Origin of the sequence: Shewanella colwelliana ATCC 39565 (assembly GCF_000518705.1) — a bacterium.
Lineage (GTDB): Bacteria > Pseudomonadota > Gammaproteobacteria > Enterobacterales > Shewanellaceae > Shewanella > Shewanella colwelliana.
Genome location: NZ_KI912479.1, coordinates 208,621 through 225,975, shown reverse-complemented (window position 1 = coordinate 225,975; position 17,355 = coordinate 208,621). Strand labels below are relative to the sequence as shown.

Genomic DNA, 17,355 nt, shown 5'->3' with positions numbered 1-17,355 from the left:
TTTTACAGAATCAGCGAAGGTCGTCGCCTGGCTCTCAAATAGGTAATCTGGCTCCCGCAACCAATTCTTTTAATCATAATAATTATGAATAGATCCTTAAGGACTTAGGCACCCTCTCTTATTGTTAAACAATCAAGCGAAATTGCTGTCAACAATATCTCCACTTCCGCCATGAACAAATTGAAAAGATGTTGTTAAACGCTATCAATATGCTCCCCTGCCATTAGTGTTCAATGGATAACTATCAGCTTTTGACATTATTGGCTTATTAAAAGATTGCAGATACCCAATATTTAGCCAATCATGTTCTAGCTAAATAAGCAGCTGTGGGGAATACACGGAAAGTCGCGGATGAAATAATCAGTCATAGGGGCGATTAGAAGGATCTAAATAGTGGGGCTCAGTGACCTATTATTTTGTCTTTACGTTAAAAGAAGAGGTGTGCCCTCTTCTTTTTTGATTAAGCTGCTGCACTTTTATGGCGAGAGATTTTGAGTGGTTGCAATCTGTCATTCATTACTTTGATGCAATCAAATTGGCGCAGGCTTTTACTATCTGTGAGCGCTAGCTCTGGCGACAATAGCATGACCAATGAGGATTGTATGTTGCTTTCGACGACCATCACTTGTGCATCGACACTTTGACAACGTAACTGAAACACCTTTGCCAGTTCGCTATATACGCACACCGCACTGCTATCAAAGTACCACGACTTAGGCATTTGCGGTTTGAGCATAAAGTGGGCAGCCGTTGCGTTGAGGCTTAATTGAACTTTCAGCGCATCTGAAACAGTAATAGATTTACCGAGGCGTTCAATAAAATCGATATAAAATTTAGCGTGCTCGACACTAAATTCCATCGTCGCCAAAGCATCCGGAATCAAAGCCTTTGTTTTATAGGGAGTCAGGAATTCCATATCCGAACCTAACGAAACGCTTAATACTCCATACGCGTCGTTATATATCCATTGCCAATCCCTTTGTGGCATCAATAACATAACGTGTACCTATTACTGTAAATACAGCTCGATAATAGATGATAATTCACACAATTACAAAATTTTTATCACAAATATGATATAGATAACAATACGTTATGTTGATCAAACGCGATCTAAAAACGATCGCGCGATCTCAATATAGGATCGAATTTAGATCCAGATTTATCTAATACGATAAGCGTCAACAATTTCTTTTATCAGTTGCGGGCCCTGATAAATAAAACCAGAGTAGATTTGTACCATGCTTGCGCCTGCATCTAATTTATCAAATGCATCATTAGCACTATTAATACCACCGACGCCAATGATTGGGATTTGCCCTTTCAAGCAATCAGCCAACTGCTTAATTACTTTTGTTGACAATGAATTCAAAGGCTTACCACTTAATCCGCCCGCTTCATTTGAATTCACTAGACCACTCACCCCGTCACGAGTCAAGGTGGTGTTCGTGGCTATCGCCCCATCGAATTCATTGCGAATAAGAGAATCTGCAATTTTCTCAACTTCTTCAAAACTGAGGTCTGGCGCAATTTTCAGTGCGATCGGAACATACTTACCGTGCTTCTGAGCCAGATCTTTTTGTTTAGCTTTTAGTGATCCCAATAGATCATCTAACAGATCGCCATACTGTAAACTACGTAAACCAGGTGTATTTGGTGATGAGATATTTACCGCAATATATGCGGAATACTCATACACTTTTTCCATACAGATAAGATAATCGTCTTTACCTTGCTCTACTGGTGTATCTTTATTCTTACCAATATTCACACCAACCATGGCACCTGATTTAGCCGCTTTCAAATTAGCCACTAAATTGTCCACACCTTTATTATTGAACCCCATACGATTAATAATCGCTTTGGCAGGTTTTAATCTAAATAAACGAGGTTGCTCGTTACCTGGTTGAGGTCTTGGGGTCACAGTACCAACTTCTATATGACCAAATCCCATCGCATGAAAAGCATCGATACACTCACCGTCTTTATCCATACCGGCCGCTAAACCCACTGGATTTGGAAAAGTAAGTCCCATAAACTCAACCGGTGCTTGTTCTAGTTTTTGCGCATAGAAACAATCAAGCGGCGAATTAGAGGTTGATTTCAGACTGTTTATGGCCAGATGATGTGCTTTCTCTGGATCCATCTGAAACATGACTTTTTGTGCGATTTTATAAAACATGCATTCTCCTAGACCGAAAAAAGCCCCGGCTATTGCCAGGGCTTATTATTATAATAAAATTTTATGATTGACCTTCACAATGAAGGATCAATAAGTTCAGCTCACGTAATGCGACTGAGAACTTAGCAAACTCATGGGTTTGCGAGGTCTTAAAGTCTGCAAGCATGTGGAACCATCTCTCCAATAAGCCCTGATTGGATTCGATCCACTGAGCAATAATGGTTTCAGCATCACAACTGTCGGTGCAGGTACGTAACACCGCAGAACTCAATGAACGCTGTTGCCAATCAAGCTCTTCTCTAAATGCTGCTCGTGCAAGGGCTTGCCAATGGTTCGCCACAGGTTGAGCACTAATCTGCTCGAGGAACCAATGCAGGTCTATACGAGCACCTAGCTTATAGTAGGCCTCTGCAACCAACGCCACAGGTTTTCCTTCAACTTGAGCAATTTGTGAAATATCTAGTGCCGAGAACAAGGTGCTCATGTTGACCACGTCAGTCGCCACGTTCTCTGGAACACCTTCTTTCACTAATGCCTTGATTTCAGCACATATACCTTGTACTTCGTCTTCGACCATATATTGATGAACGTTCTCTCGAAGTTCTTCAAATACAGGGCTGTAGAAGGCAACAGTCTGTTCAATACCTTGGTTACGATTACGATGGCGTAGGAACCAACGACAAGCACGACGTAGATTTCTGCGCAGCTGATGTAACATTTCACCTTGAACTACCGCTGGTACAATACCGTTTAGCGCAGTAATAGATTTAGTTAAGTCAGCTAAACCAAACACTTCACGAGCCATAGTATAACAAATGGCAGCTTCCGCTACTGAGGCACCTGTCTCATCTTGCATACGCTGGACAAAATTAAGTCCCATATCATTAACCAACTCATTGGCCAAAGATGTAGCGATGATCTCAGCACGCAGCGGATGGTTAACCATACGGTCACTGTATTTTTCTTGCAGTTGACGTGGGAAGTATTCAATTAACAACTGGCTTAAGAAACTATCATCAGTAATTTCAGGGGTTAATAACTGCTCTTTTAGCACCATCTTCGCATAGGCGACTAAAACAGACAGCTCTGGGCGCGTTAACGCTTTGCCATTGGCTAGACGCTCGGCCAACTCATCGTCAGTCGGTAAGAACTCTAACGCTCGATCTAGCTTATCTTCTTTTTCAAGATAATGAATAAAGCGGATCTGCTCTTTAAGCTGTTCAGCACCACGAACTTGAGTAACGGAAATAGTTCGAGTTTGGTCTTTACAATCTTGCAGTACAATTCGGCTGACTTCGTCAGTCATATCAACCAACAAACGGTTGCGCTGCTTAACTGTCATCTCACCTTCGGCAACCATGGCATTCAGTAAGATCTTAATGTTAACTTCGTTATCAGAGCAATCAACACCACCAACGTTGTCAACAAAGTCAGTGTTCATACGTCCACCATTGGCAGCGTATTCAATACGACCAAGTTGGGTACAACCTAAGTTACCCCCTTCACCAATAATGCGTGCGTTGACTTCGTTACCGTTTACACGTAATGCGTCATTGGCACGATCACCAACCTCTGCATGGGTTTCACTGCTTGCTTTGATGTAGGTGCCAATGCCACCATTCCACATCAGATCAACCTTCATCTTGAGTAACTCTTTGAGCAACTCATTAGGCGTCATAGATGCTTTCTTCGTATCAAGCATCTTCTTCATTTCAGGAGTCAAAGTGATTGACTTCGCCGAACGCAGGAATATACCGCCACCCTTAGATATCAGTTCTTGGTTGTAGTCTTCCCAGCTAGAACGAGGCAATTCGAATAAACGTGCGCGTTCTTTATAACTTGAAGCTGGATCAGGCGTTGGGTCGATAAAGATGTGCATATGGTTAAAGGCAGTAACCAAACGTGTATGTTCAGACAACAACATACCGTTACCAAAAACGTCACCAGCCATATCACCTACCGCAAGACAGGTAAAATCGGTCGTTTGGCAGTCGATACCAATTTCACGGAAGTGACGTTTCACCGACTCCCATGCACCGCGTGCAGTAATACCCATCTTCTTGTGGTCATAACCAAAGCTACCACCTGACGCAAACGCATCACCTAACCAGAAGCCATACTCCTCTGAAATCGCATTAGCAATGTCAGAGAAGGTTGCAGTACCTTTGTCGGCGGCAACAACTAAATATGGATCATCTTCATCATGGCGAACAACATTAACTGGCGGAACCACTTCACCTTCAATGATGTTATCTGAGATGTCGAGTAAACCACGGATAAATAAACGGTAGCACTCTTGCCCTTCGGTAAAGAATGCATCACGTCCACCTTCAGTCGGTAGTTGCTTACAAACAAAGCCACCTTTAGCGCCAACCGGGACAATAACGGTATTCTTAACTTGTTGTGCTTTTACCAAACCGAGAACTTCGGTACGGAAATCTTCACGGCGATCAGACCATCGCAAGCCACCACGAGCGACTTTACCACCACGAAGATGGACACCTTCCACGCGAGGTGAATAAACGAAAATCTCAAACTTGGGCAGTGGACGTGGCATTTCAGGGATCTCTTCTGGAGAGAACTTGAACGACACATAAGGCTTATTGTTGCCTTTTGGCAGGGTCTGATAAAAGTTGGTACGCAGCGTTGCGTTAATCAAATCTAAATATCGACGAATAATACGATCATCATCGAGACTCGATACATCTTCAAGACGCAGATCAATCTGTTCCACAAACTTCGCTAGCGTGCGAGTTTTGAGCTTTGGATTGAACTTACGAATAAACATTTTAACCAGTAGGTCAGCGATTTGTGGATAGCTGCTGAATGTCTCTTCGATGTAGGCTTGGCTAAATGTTGCATCAATTTGGCGCATATACTTAGCATAAGCACGTAATACTGAGACTTCACGCCCCGTTAAACCAGTAGCAAGAACTAAACGGTTAAAGCCATCGTCTTCTAACTGCTTGTTCCACACCTGTGAAAGCGCGGTTTGAAAGCGATCTTGGCTATCTGCCAAGTTATCGACTGCAGCGCCCTGCACTGTCATCAAGAAGTCGAGGATCCAGAACGTAGCGCCATCTGCAGTTTTCACTTCACAAGGGCGCTCGTTAATGACTCTAAGCCCGAAGTTTTCAAGCATAGGGAGTACGTCTGAAAGATGAATCGGTTCATCTTTATGGAACAGCTTCAAACGAACCTTATTGTCGTTAAGCGCAGTTTCTTGCGGCTGATAAAACAACATTCCCAGTTTATGGTCATCATCAAGCGCTTCAAGATGCTCAACATCAACAACAGTCGAACTGGGCAGCACGTCTTCTTTATAACTGCGTGGGAAAGCGTTGACATAACGCTTAACCAAACGATTACCCGACTCTTCACCTTGAGCGGTGATCAATGCACTATTAAGTTTGTCTTCCCATGAGCGCGCAGCTTCAATAAGATTATTTTCGATAGCAGCCACATCCACATCCGTATTATTATTATCAACTTTAACAATGTAATGAGTACGCGCTAGGGTCGACTCTGAGAAGTAGGTAGTGAACTCTACGTCTTCTTTGGTATTAAAGTGTTGCGCCAAAATGCGCTGTGTATCTTCACGTAACTTGGTATTGTAACGATCTTTCGATACGTAAACTAAACAAGATAAGAAACGACCAAATCCATCTTTGCGAACAAACAATTTAAGTTTGTCACGATCTTGCATCTCTAGTACGCCACGAGCCATGCTGGCAAGTTCAGACTCACGCGCATGAATGATCTCATCACGAGGCAGTGTCTCTAAAATGTGCATTAAGGCTTTATAGTCGTGAGAACGTGGCGTCAATCCTGATGCGTCCAGTACACGCTGAATTTTTTCTGCTAATAGCGGGATTTCACGAGGGCTGCGATTGTAAAGATTTGACGCGTATAAGCCGATGAAACGATCTTCACCAATGACATTACCTTTCTTATCAAAGCGCTTAATACCAATGTAATCGACGTATGCTGGACGATGAACGCGACTTTTCTCACTGCTCTTAGTCAAAATAAGCAAGCTATTATCTAGCGCTTCTTTGCGGGCGGTATCTGATAGCGTTGATAACAATAAGCCTTTATCAGACTTAGGCTTACCAGGTACGTTCATCAAACCTAGACTTGTGGCGTTATCAGGCACCAACTCCAAATCACCCTCAACTTTATTGAGGTCATAGCGACGATAACCCAATAGCGTAAAGTGATGATTATTTAAATAGCTAAGGAAGTTAACTGCTTCGTCCAAGTCGCTCTGTTCACCTGGATAAGGACGTTTGGCCAAATCTTTGATGGTAGAGGTCAATTTATTAGACATGGTCTGCCAGTCACTTACTGACGCGTCAACATCACCTAAAACAGATTCAATCTCTTTGCCTAAACTCTTTATATCGGCATCGCTACTTAAGCGATCGATCTCAATAAGGAACACAGCAACCTTCTCTGTTCCCTTATCCGTTTCTTCACCATAGCTAACATGAGAAATGCTGCCATCTGTGCGCCTAACCGTCAGCGGCGTATGTAACATCATGTGGGTGGTTATCCCCATACGATTTAGCGCCATACCCACTGAATCGACCAAGAACGGCATATCAGGGTGAATAACTTCAATAATAGAGTGTGATGACTTCCAGCCATGCTTAGACTGGCTTGGATTAAAAACACGAATATGTGTATCGCCAACAGGCGTTTTATTGGCTGCGTTCCAAAGACTTAAGACTGCACCGTATAGGTCACTATCGTTGCGTTCATGCAGGTCATCTTTAGACATGTGGGCATATATGCTAGTCGCGAACTGTTCAACTTGCTTTGCTTGTGTATTGGGAACTTTTGAATGAATTAGGTTGACTACATTTTCAAGTAGTACTGAAGGCATTGCATCTTTCAAGGCCATGTTGCTGTTTCCTTTAGGGTCTATGGTAGCGTTTTTGTATTTTTATGGATGCTTGATCATATGACGGGCCAAATAGTGTGACCTAGGTCATAGCGCGAAGTTTATTACTAAATGTGCCACTTTTCGAGAAATATTTTAGTGGTAGATCCTCCTAAACGCACGATATGACGCGTTTTTGTGACCCTGGATGAAAAAACAATCGTAAAGTTAGCGTAACTATGCAAAAAAAGGGAGAGCCTAAGCTCTCCCTTTTGTTTAACTACCTTGGGTTTCGCCAAAATACCGCGCCAATGGCGGGTAAAATAATTATGGCCCCTAACATATTTACCAAAAACATAAAGGTCAGCAAGATCCCCATGTCCATTTGGAATTTAAGTGCCGAGAAGAACCACGTACTTACCCCAATTGCTAATGTTAACCCGGTAAAAATAACCGCACTGCCACGTTCAACTAGGGCTTGATGATACGCTTGCTGCACAGGCATACCGTCACGCAGTTTTACCGCCATGGTCGACAGAATGTAGATACCGTAATCCACACCAATACCAACCCCTAAAGCGATAACGGGTAAGGTACTTACAGCAAGGCCAATATCCAGTTGGGTCATCAAGGCTTGAGCCAGTGTCGATACGACGTACAGTGGTAGAATCACCGCCACAGTCGCTCTTAGTGAGCGGAAGCTGATTAAGCACAATACAAACACCGCACCATAGACATATAGCATCATCGGCAATTGTGCTTCGGCTACCGCTTCATTAGTGGCCGCCATCACGCCAACAGGACCTGATGCCAGTTTAAAGGTCAACTTATCGTTATTCATCTGTGCCGATAAGGTTTTCACTTCATCGATAACCAGCTCAATTGTTTCCGCTTTATGATCGGTCAAAAACAGGTAGACCGGCATTACTGAGCAATCACCGTTAAGTAAGCCTGAGGTTGTCGGTATCTGCCCAACAGCCTGCACTAAACTAGCTGTTGTTCTTGGGAGTACTTGCCACTTAGGATTCCCTTCATTGAAGCCTGCATTAACGCGTTTAGCGATAGATGCCAAACTAGCCGTAGACTCCACCCCATGCGTGTTAGCAACTTGCCACTCAAACTCACCAATTTGAGTCAGCACATCATGATAGGTACAGGCCTCTGGAAAGGCCTCAACGATGATAGTCATCACATCGGTAGTAATAGAAAAGTTTTCGGTGATGTAAAAGGTATCTTGGTTGTAGCGACTATCAAAATGCAGTGCTGGCGCGCCCCCTTGCAGATCACCAATTTTCATTTTATTGGCCTGTTGCAGGCCAACAGAATAAAGCGCAATGGTGGCAACAAGCACAACAGCTGCATATTTAGGCGTTGCAAAATAGGAGAGCTTTAACCAAATTTTATCAATGTTATTGTTAGCGTTCGCAGGCAATGCTTTGACATTGGTATAGCTGATAAGCAGCGGCAGCAGAATCAAATTAGTTAAAATGATCACCGCCACACCTAATGACGCTGAGATAGCCAGTTCTCGAATAATCCCGATATCAATAGCCAGTAAGGTCATGAAGCCGACGGTATCAGACAGTAACGCTATGCCGCCTGGGACAAGTAGGCTTCTAAATGCTAAGGCGGCAGCGGCTTTTGTCGTTTCGCCTTCACCGACGCGTCGCCTCACCGCATTAATCATCTGTACACTATGACTAACGCCAATCGCAAAGACCAAGAATGGAATTAGAATAGACATAGGGTCTAAACCAAACCCCACTACCGTCAGCAAACCTAACTGCCACACCACGGCAACCAAACTGCACGCTAACGGGAACAGTGTCAGTTTTATCGATTTGGAAAATAGATAGACCATGACAGCCGTCACTAAGATAGCGATCAAGAAGAACATCACCACGCCTTTGGCGCCCTCAGCGACATCGCCTGCCATTTTGGCAAAACCTATGATATGAACCTTAATCTGCTCATCTTCATACTGGCCACGCAACTCTTGCTCAAGCTGCGCTGCAAACGCTAAGGTATCTAACGGTTCACCTGTTTGCGGGTCAAAATCCATCAACTGCGCAGTGACCATGGCCGCAGAATAATCCTCGGCAATAAGTCGGCCAACAATCCCCGCCTTCTCAATATTACTCCGAACGGTCTCTAACCCTTCAGGGGTTGTGGAAAAGTTGGCTGGGATAACGGGTCCCCCGGCAAAACCATCTTCAACCACCTCGGTAAAACGCGTTGAAGGGGAATAAAGTGATTTAACCTGGGCACGATCAACACCAGGAATAAAGAACAGCTGATCATGAACCTGCTTTAACGTATCAAAGAAGTTGGCATTAAAGATATTACCACTGGTGTCCTCGACAGCCACCATGATGCTGTTAGCACCACCAAACTGCTTCTGATGCTTAAGGTATGTCTGCATATAGCTATGATTAAGTGGGATGTTTTTAACAAATGCCGCATCCATCTTTAGATTACTGGCTTGAAACCCCAAAAATAGCGTAACTAACACAAAGGCAAAAATGACAAACGCACGTTGCCTAAAGAGAAATGATTCTAGTCCATTAACGATTTTATCTAACATGTCCGGGTCCCTATTATTCTTGTTCTAATTCTATGAAACCTTTTGTACCTGCAACCCATTGTTTTCCATCTGAGGTAACAAGGATAGTGACCAAATTTTCACCTTGACGTTGCGTAACCATTTTCACTGAATCATCTTGCTTAATATCAACCACGACCCCAGCATTACCCACTAACCTCAACACATCCTTATTCAGCACAATGCCGCCATTTAGCGTTGACTGCACAGGCATCTCTACCTCTTGCCAATCATCAAATCCACCGACACTTTTAAACAGATGACCCCTTAACCCCATGACATAAATACCATGGTGGCTAACAAGAATATTGAACAGTGAGCCTTCATAAGGAAATTCCAAACGCTGCCATGTTCGACCAAAATCTTGTGATACCGCAGCCAACCCGAGTTCACCAACCATCAATAATCGCTTATCATCAAGTTGTACCACTCGATTAAAGTGTGGCAACAGGGTACTGCTTTCACTCAAATAGAGTGCTTCATCTTCCGCCCTTAACTCCTCTAAATAGGCTTTATCTTCTTCAAATAATAATTCACTGTGAAATTCGCTTTCCCACGTGACGCCACCATCTTCTGTGCGATAAAACAAGCCGTATGCGCCAATCGCTATCCCCTGCTTTTCGTTAAACAGCAGTAGGTCCATAAAGGGTTTTTCAATTTCTGGCGAGCTCATCTGCAGCTGCCACGTTAACCCGGCATCTTTGGTATGTAGAATCGTAGCATCATGACCAACCGCCCAGCCAAGCGATTCATTAAATAATGTTGCCTTAGTTAAATGGGCTGAAGTGGGAGATGCTTGTTGTTGCCAGCCATCTTGATAAACAAATAGATGCCCTCGCTCCCCAACGGCTATCGAGGTTTGACCCGCTTTAACCATATCCAATACTAATGATTGGTTAGCTAAAGGCTGTAAAGATGAAACATTGTCTGAACCTGCATTAACAGAGGAGACGTTGAAGACAAGGAGAAAAGATAAACAGACTAACCGAAGCATGCTAAACGACATACAAACTTCCTTTTCGTAAAAATGAGGGGCCTAAGGCCCCTCTCCTGATGATTTAGCGAATACCTGCACGTCTCAACGCTGCAGGAGTGAAGTTTGCTTCACTTAAGCTAGCGTCAAAATTGTACATGCGACCTTCATTATCTAGCCCCATTGCAAGGTAACGACGAGACTGCAGGTCATGGATAACTTCTAATGTTGTCCAATGAGTTGGCACTTCATAGTAGTTAATCCCATGGGCAACCGCAACACGGTATAGCTCATCACGGTTATCATAGATATCCGTCAAAGAAACTTGCCACGAATCTTCATCAATATAGAAAGTACGGCTCTTATAGATATGACGCATGCCCTCTTTTAGCTGCGCTTTAACAACCCACACACGGTGTTTTTCCCAACGAACGTGCTCTGGGTTAATATGGCCAGGTTGCAGAATTTGGTCATATTTGAGCTTGTCAGAATGCAACTTGTAATCGTTATAAGGAATGTAGATCTCTTGCTTACCCACTAACTCCCAGTTGTAACGCACAGGAGAGCCATTGAACATATCGAAATCATCGGTAGTACGCAAACCATCTGACACGGTACCTGGGGTATCGAATGCGACATTTGGCGCTTTGCGCACACGGCGTTGTCCGGTGTTGTAAGTCCAAGCCTGACGTGGTAACGCTTCTTGGTCCATGGTTTCTTTAACCAACAATGCCGTTCCCGCTAAACGCGCTGGCTGTGTAACAACTTGCTTGAAATAGAACAGCGTGTTGGTCTCTTTTAGCTTATCAAGCGTCATCTCTGGGCGTGAATACTCAAAACGGATCTCTTCAGCCGTTTCGACCAAGGTGTAACCGCCACTCGCAGTCGGTGCTGCTTGGCTACGAGATGTCTCAACATCAATACCACGGAAGCGTAATACGTGGTTCCAGATAGCCTCTAACCCGTTTTGAGGAATAGGAAACGGAATACCAATTGATGCCCCCGAAATACCATTACCGTCAGCAATCAGTTCAGCACGTGATGCGTTAGCTTTCGTTGCATCAGACACAAACTGAGGCACAGAAGCGGTGCGACGAGTTTGATAAACATTCATCTTAAACGTATCTGGGTAAAGTTCAAAAAGCTTGCGCTGACCATCGGTTAAATGATCTTTATATTGATCTTTATTAGCGTTAGTAATAGTAAACTCAATCTTATCTGCCGCAAACGGATCGGGATGGTGCATCCCTTTTGAATACCCAGCAGGGGCTGAAGTGATCCCACCATCCCATGCTGGAATTGACCCATCAGCATTGGCCGCTTTTTCTCCGCCAAGTGGCGTCAGTTGCGAACCCAATTTTGCAGCTTCAGCGTCTGAAACTTTTGCATAAGCTGCAGACGCGCTCAGTGCAACAATCACAGCTGCCGACAATATCCCTAATTTATTCATTATTATTGTCCTTGTGAATTAGATTGAATATTTGATGTTAAACGACACATAGTCACGATCAGACATCTGATTCGTGGTGCCTACACCGCCAAAGAAAGAGTTATATGAGATATCCGCACCCCAACGACTCTGATAATCAAAGTTAATGCCCACTGCGACCGACTTCTTACCTTCGGTAAATAGGAACATTGGATCTGGCGTAATACCGTCGACATCATGAGAGAAGATAATACGTGGTGACATGTTCACACCAGCAAAAAGGTTGTTATAGTCGGCTTTAGCCACTAAACGGTATCCCCACGCAAAATCGGTTGGGAATGGGTTAGTTTCTGGGCCATTGTGTACCGCTTCGATAATACCAGGCATATCTGGATTACCACCAGAACGCGCAGTACCAGGGCCATTGAGGCGTAATTCATCAAAACCAGGCATATCATGAATCCACACACCGCCCACTTCAGCAAGCATGGTTAAATTGCTCATGCCTAACGTTGGGCCAAACAGATGGGTGAATGTCACCTGAGCCTGAGTGGTGTCAAGACGAATAAAGCCTTCAGCGTATTCGCCAGGGCCATAATTCTGCACCTGTGAAATCCCATCAAGATCTGGACGTAGCCCTGCATTAGCAAGCTGCTGTGGCATTGCCGCGAACAAGAGTTCTACATCATCTATCTGTAATGGCTCATCTTGGCGATGGGCAATTTCACCGGCTACAGAAGTGTCTCCGACCAAGGTGTTAAAACTAAAACCATAAAGCTGAATATCTTCAGGGTAAACAATTTGTGCCTTGGAGAACGTCTCTAAACCAAGTAGTGTTTCACGGTCAACCGTACCTCCTGTCGCGCCAATCATGCCAAGTTGAGCTAAATCTCGCCCAATCGCTGCAGCCGTAAAATTAGCAGTGGTACCACTAATGAGAGGACGACGGCTATGGTAATTCATGTAGTACAAGCCAAACTCAGTTTCACCCAACTCTGGAGCATAATACCCAAGCTTAATACCATATTGACCAGAATCGCTGGCGCTGGCTTGATCTTCGATAAGCGTGGCTTTGGTTGGGTAGGCTAAGGCTAGCGAACCTAGTGTCGCCGCATCGTACTGACCCGATGCAACCATCGCAGCAAGGTTATTATATTCAGACACTAAAAAATCAAGATTCATGTCAGGGTTAGCATTAAACCCAAGCTGAGCATTTTGGCCATAGCCACCGTAACCAGCAAAATCATTGGTAGAGAAATAAGACCCTGGAGTGGGTACCCAAACAGGTTCCCAATCATATTGGTAAAACGCTTCAATCGATAAAGAATCAGTAACCCCTAACGATGCCCAGATCATACCTTGAGGTCTAAAGGCTTCTTTTAGCTCGGCACCTGGCGCATTAAGAATATTCAAGTCGACCGGGTTAATCACACCAATGCCATGAGGAATAAGCGTACTCTCACCCCATGAAACAACTTGATTACCCACACGAACCGTTAATGGATTTGCACCATCGTTAAAATCAAAGTCGCCATAAATAAATGCATCGAGCAGACGAACGTCTTTACATTGTACTTTTGAAGCTTCTGAATCGGCGCAAGGATCATACTCTTTACCAGTAAGCGGATCGCTAAAACCATAGCTGCCGTTATTGGCTTTCTGATCATAGAAATACATACCACGGGCAAACACACCGAAGTTTTTATATTTTAGCGACAGCTCGTGTAAGCCTTTAAACACCATAGAAGTAACATCGCCTTGTGAATAGAGCATGTTACTTAAATCGCCGTTACTCGAATAAGACCCCGACTGAGCCCAAATCTCAGCAGAGGTATATTTGGTGTTGTTAAATGCAGAATAGTTAGACCAATCAAAACGCGGATGGTTAACCTTACCAATGTGATCATTCCAATTACGTTCTTCAACACGCCAACTCGCGCCAGCACTCCAAGTTGAATCGAACGAACCTTGAACTTCTCCCCAATCAAACGACACCGCTTGCGCTGTAGGTATCGCTGCAATACTCAACGCTGCGACGATCCCCAAAGCAAGCGTTGACTTATTAAAGCCAGTTTTAACGTTTTTCATTTTAGCTCTTCTCCGTAACCTGCTGGATTCTTTGTTATAGGAATGGAGGCCAACATCTTGTTAGCGTACAGGTAACACCATTGTTACAGTATTTGCAGGGGATGAGCAAGATGAAAAAAGAGAAAATTACCTTGAGATTTGTATACTTAAGCGCTTTTAGTGACTGTTTTTCAAACGTATGATTTAAATTATAATCAACAAATACTTAACTGGTACGATTACCCAAAAAAAAAGTACTAATAAACAGTCAATTAAAGCATTAAAAGGGATTATTGCTTAAGACAAAAAATATAATCAAACGTTTGAAGTATTAGCTCTAATAATTATTGGCGCGTTAATGATTGAAAGTTACCACTTTCATCTAACACCAATTTAAAATGACCCACTAAGCCAGACGGTGTTAAAAATGGTCTAAAGTGTCTAGCATGTATCCAGAGGGTTTTACCGCCCATTTCTTTTACTTCTACTTTATCAACATAACCTTGGTAGTAGCTCAAAAAATCACGATAACTAATCTGTATTGAAAAAAAGAAGGTCATAATATTATTAACATTATTGGAAACTTAAACGACGAAACATCCATGTCTCGTCATTCAATATTTAGCCTAACGCCTTGGCAACTTTCTCATAAAGATCTTTAGATAGATCGGGAAGTGCCAATATCTGCGCCAATGAATCTTTCATTTTTGTCTGCCTTGCACTATCAAACTTCTTAAATTGGATCAGCGGTGTAATAATTCGTGCCGCAACCTGTGGATTCAATTTATTCAATTTAATAATTACATCGGTTAACAGCGCGTAACCTTCTCCACCTTGTTGATGAAAAACCTCAGTGTTCGCAGCAGCGAATGCACCAATCAGAGAGCGCACTCGATTTGGATTTGAAAAACTAAACGCTGAATGCCCGGTTAGACTCTTTATCGCGGCTATTCTATCTTCACCAGGACAAGTTGCTTGTAAGGTTAACCATTTATCCATGACCAATGGCGTGTCCGCCCAACGAAGCTGGAAATCATGCAGCAACTGCTCGCGTAGTTCACTCTGCTCACCATTTAGCGCCGATAGGGCACCTAAACTGTCAGTCATATTTTGCGCATCATCATATTGAGATTTAGCGAGGATTTGGTGCTCATCGGATATTTTCAGTAGCAATTGCAAGCAAGCATTTTTAAGCGCCCGGCTCGCTGCTTCATCTATGCCTCTCAACTCACGATAGCGCGCTAACATCTCATCCTCACACCCCGTAGCAATCTCTTCTACTACGAAGCTACGAGCGAGTATCAACTCATCAAGTGCAACCTGAGTAACTTGCTCACTCAAGGTCGCAACGTTAGGAAACTGGAGGATCTCTGCTAATAGTGCTTTATCTAACCCTTCCTCTAACAAGAGCCCTTTGATTGCATCAATAAGGCGAGTGTCGATGTGCATTGCTCGGTTAGTATGGAGGTTGTCGACATTTTGCCAAACGGCTTGGCTAAATAGCGCTACTGATGCGTCCCATTTCGCCACATCACTGGAAGCAAAACGTATCAATAGTATCAACTGCTCGACACTGTAATTAAACGATAACCTGACTGGTGCTGAAAAGTTTTGCAACAATGATGGCACAGGCTTTGTTGGCATGTTTTCAAAGACAAAAGTTTGCCTCTCTTGCGTGACATTGAGAACTCGATTAAGTAATGAGTCGCCTTGACTACTGAGTAACTCAAGATCAAACGGTATATGCAACGGCAATTTTTCAGTCTGTTCGCCAGTGGGTTGGGTCTTTTGAGTTATATGTAAACGATACTCGCTTGATTCAACATCGTGCTCCTCTGTCACAGTCACTTCTGGCGTGCCTGATTGGCGATACCAAAGCCTAAATTGAGTCAGATCGACACCACTCGCATCTTCCATTGCCGCAACAAAGTCGTCGCAAGTGACGGCTTGACCATCATGGCGTTCAAAGTAACACTTCATACCAGCTTGGAAACCCGTTTCACCTAATAAAGTATGCATCATGCGAATAACTTCTGCGCCCTTGTTGTAAACGGTAACGGTATAAAAGTTATTCATCTCGATGACAGATTCTGGTCTAATTGCATGAGCCATCGGGCCAGCATCCTCAGCAAACTGCTGATTTTTCATAACCTTAACCGCATGAATACGATTAACCGCCCGCGAACCCACATCTGAACTAAATTCTTGATCTCTAAATACAGTTAAGCCCTCTTTAAGACTTAACTGAAACCAGTCGCGGCAAGTAACACGGTTTCCGGTCCAGTTATGGAAGTACTCGTGCCCCACCACAGATTCAATGCCATGATAATCATCATCGGTTGCAGAGGCCGTATCGGCGAGTACATACTTAGTATTAAATACATTTAACCCTTTATTTTCCATCGCGCCCATATTGAAAAAATCAACGGCAACAATCATGTAAATATCAAGGTCGTATTCTAAATTAAATCGTTCTTCATCCCACTTCATCGATTTTTTAAGTGATGCAATGGCATGGTGGGCTTTATTTAAATTGCCTTTATCGACAAAAACTTGCAATGCAACATCCCGACCACTGCGAGTTCTATACTTATCTTCAAGCAGGTCAAAATCGCCAGCAACAAGTGCAAACAGATACGCAGGCTTTGGAAACGGGTCAAACCAACGTACAAAATGGCGTCCCCCGTCTAGTGGGCCCGAAGCAACTCGATTGCCATTACTTAACAAATATGGAAATGCCTGCTTATCAGCTTCAACTTGTACCGTGTAGATGGCCAAAACATCCGGTCTATCGAGAAAATATGTAATGCGTCTAAAACCTTCAGCTTCACACTGAGTGCAGTATGCGCCATCTGACATATATAACCCTTCTAGCGCAAGGTTCGCCTCAGGGTCTAACAGAGTGACAATCGTCAATTCAAACGTGGCAGGCAGATCATTAATTATCAGCTGCCCCTTTTCTGTGGTGTAAGATACTGGCTCACCATCCAACAACAATTGGGTGATTTGTAAGTCGTCGCCATCGAGTATCAAGGTTGTCGCAGATTCATTAAGGCGCTTCACTTGGCTTTTCGCTGTGACCAAGGTTTCTTTGCCATTTAAAGAAAAATGAAGATCTACATGGGTAATTGTGTAGTCAGGACTTTTATAGTCCTTTAAATATTTTGCCTGAGCCTGTGTCATCACAGTTCTCCTTGATTCATAATTTTTTGTAAAA

Annotated in this window: 9 protein-coding genes; all 9 read right to left on the bottom strand. The window is 43.5% G+C overall.

Going from position 1 to position 17,355, the window contains the following annotated elements; translation table 11 throughout:
• Positions 1-460: 460 nt before the first annotated feature.
• The gene (locus L876_RS0117255; protein ID WP_028764944.1) at positions 461-997 is read right to left on the bottom strand and encodes a cell division protein ZapC; all 537 of its coding nucleotides are present in this window, start codon (positions 995-997) and stop codon (positions 461-463) included.
• A 165-nt stretch (positions 998-1,162) separates the two neighbouring features.
• A complete protein-coding gene (gene pyrD / locus L876_RS0117250) occupies positions 1,163-2,182 on the bottom strand; it encodes a quinone-dependent dihydroorotate dehydrogenase (RefSeq protein ID WP_028764943.1) in 1,020 nt (339 codons plus the stop codon).
• Between the two features lie 61 nt (positions 2,183-2,243).
• Positions 2,244-7,088, bottom strand: a complete 4,845-nt coding sequence (locus L876_RS0117245; protein WP_028764942.1) for an NAD-glutamate dehydrogenase — start codon at positions 7,086-7,088, stop codon at positions 2,244-2,246.
• Positions 7,089-7,347: 259 nt separating this feature from the next.
• On the bottom strand, positions 7,348-9,651 hold the full coding sequence (locus L876_RS0117240; protein ID WP_028764941.1) for an efflux RND transporter permease subunit: 2,304 nt from the start codon (positions 9,649-9,651) through the stop codon (positions 7,348-7,350).
• Between the two features lie 13 nt (positions 9,652-9,664).
• Positions 9,665-10,675 carry a WD40/YVTN/BNR-like repeat-containing protein gene (locus L876_RS0117235; protein WP_028764940.1) on the bottom strand — a complete coding sequence of 337 codons (1,011 nt, stop codon included), beginning with the start codon at positions 10,673-10,675 and terminating at the stop codon, positions 9,665-9,667.
• Between the two features lie 52 nt (positions 10,676-10,727).
• Positions 10,728-12,092, bottom strand: a complete 1,365-nt coding sequence (locus L876_RS0117230) for a DUF1329 domain-containing protein (protein WP_028764939.1) — start codon at positions 12,090-12,092, stop codon at positions 10,728-10,730.
• An 18-nt stretch (positions 12,093-12,110) separates the two neighbouring features.
• Positions 12,111-14,159, bottom strand: coding sequence for a DUF1302 domain-containing protein (locus L876_RS0117225; protein WP_028764938.1), 2,049 nt, complete (start codon positions 14,157-14,159; stop codon positions 12,111-12,113).
• A gap of 323 nt (positions 14,160-14,482) precedes the next feature.
• Entirely contained in the window at positions 14,483-14,698 is a 216-nt protein-coding gene (locus L876_RS0117220; protein WP_028764937.1) for a DUF2835 domain-containing protein, read from the bottom strand.
• A gap of 61 nt (positions 14,699-14,759) precedes the next feature.
• The gene (gene pepN, locus L876_RS0117215) at positions 14,760-17,321 is read right to left on the bottom strand and encodes an aminopeptidase N (protein ID WP_028764936.1); all 2,562 of its coding nucleotides are present in this window, start codon (positions 17,319-17,321) and stop codon (positions 14,760-14,762) included.
• Positions 17,322-17,355 lie beyond the last annotated feature (34 nt).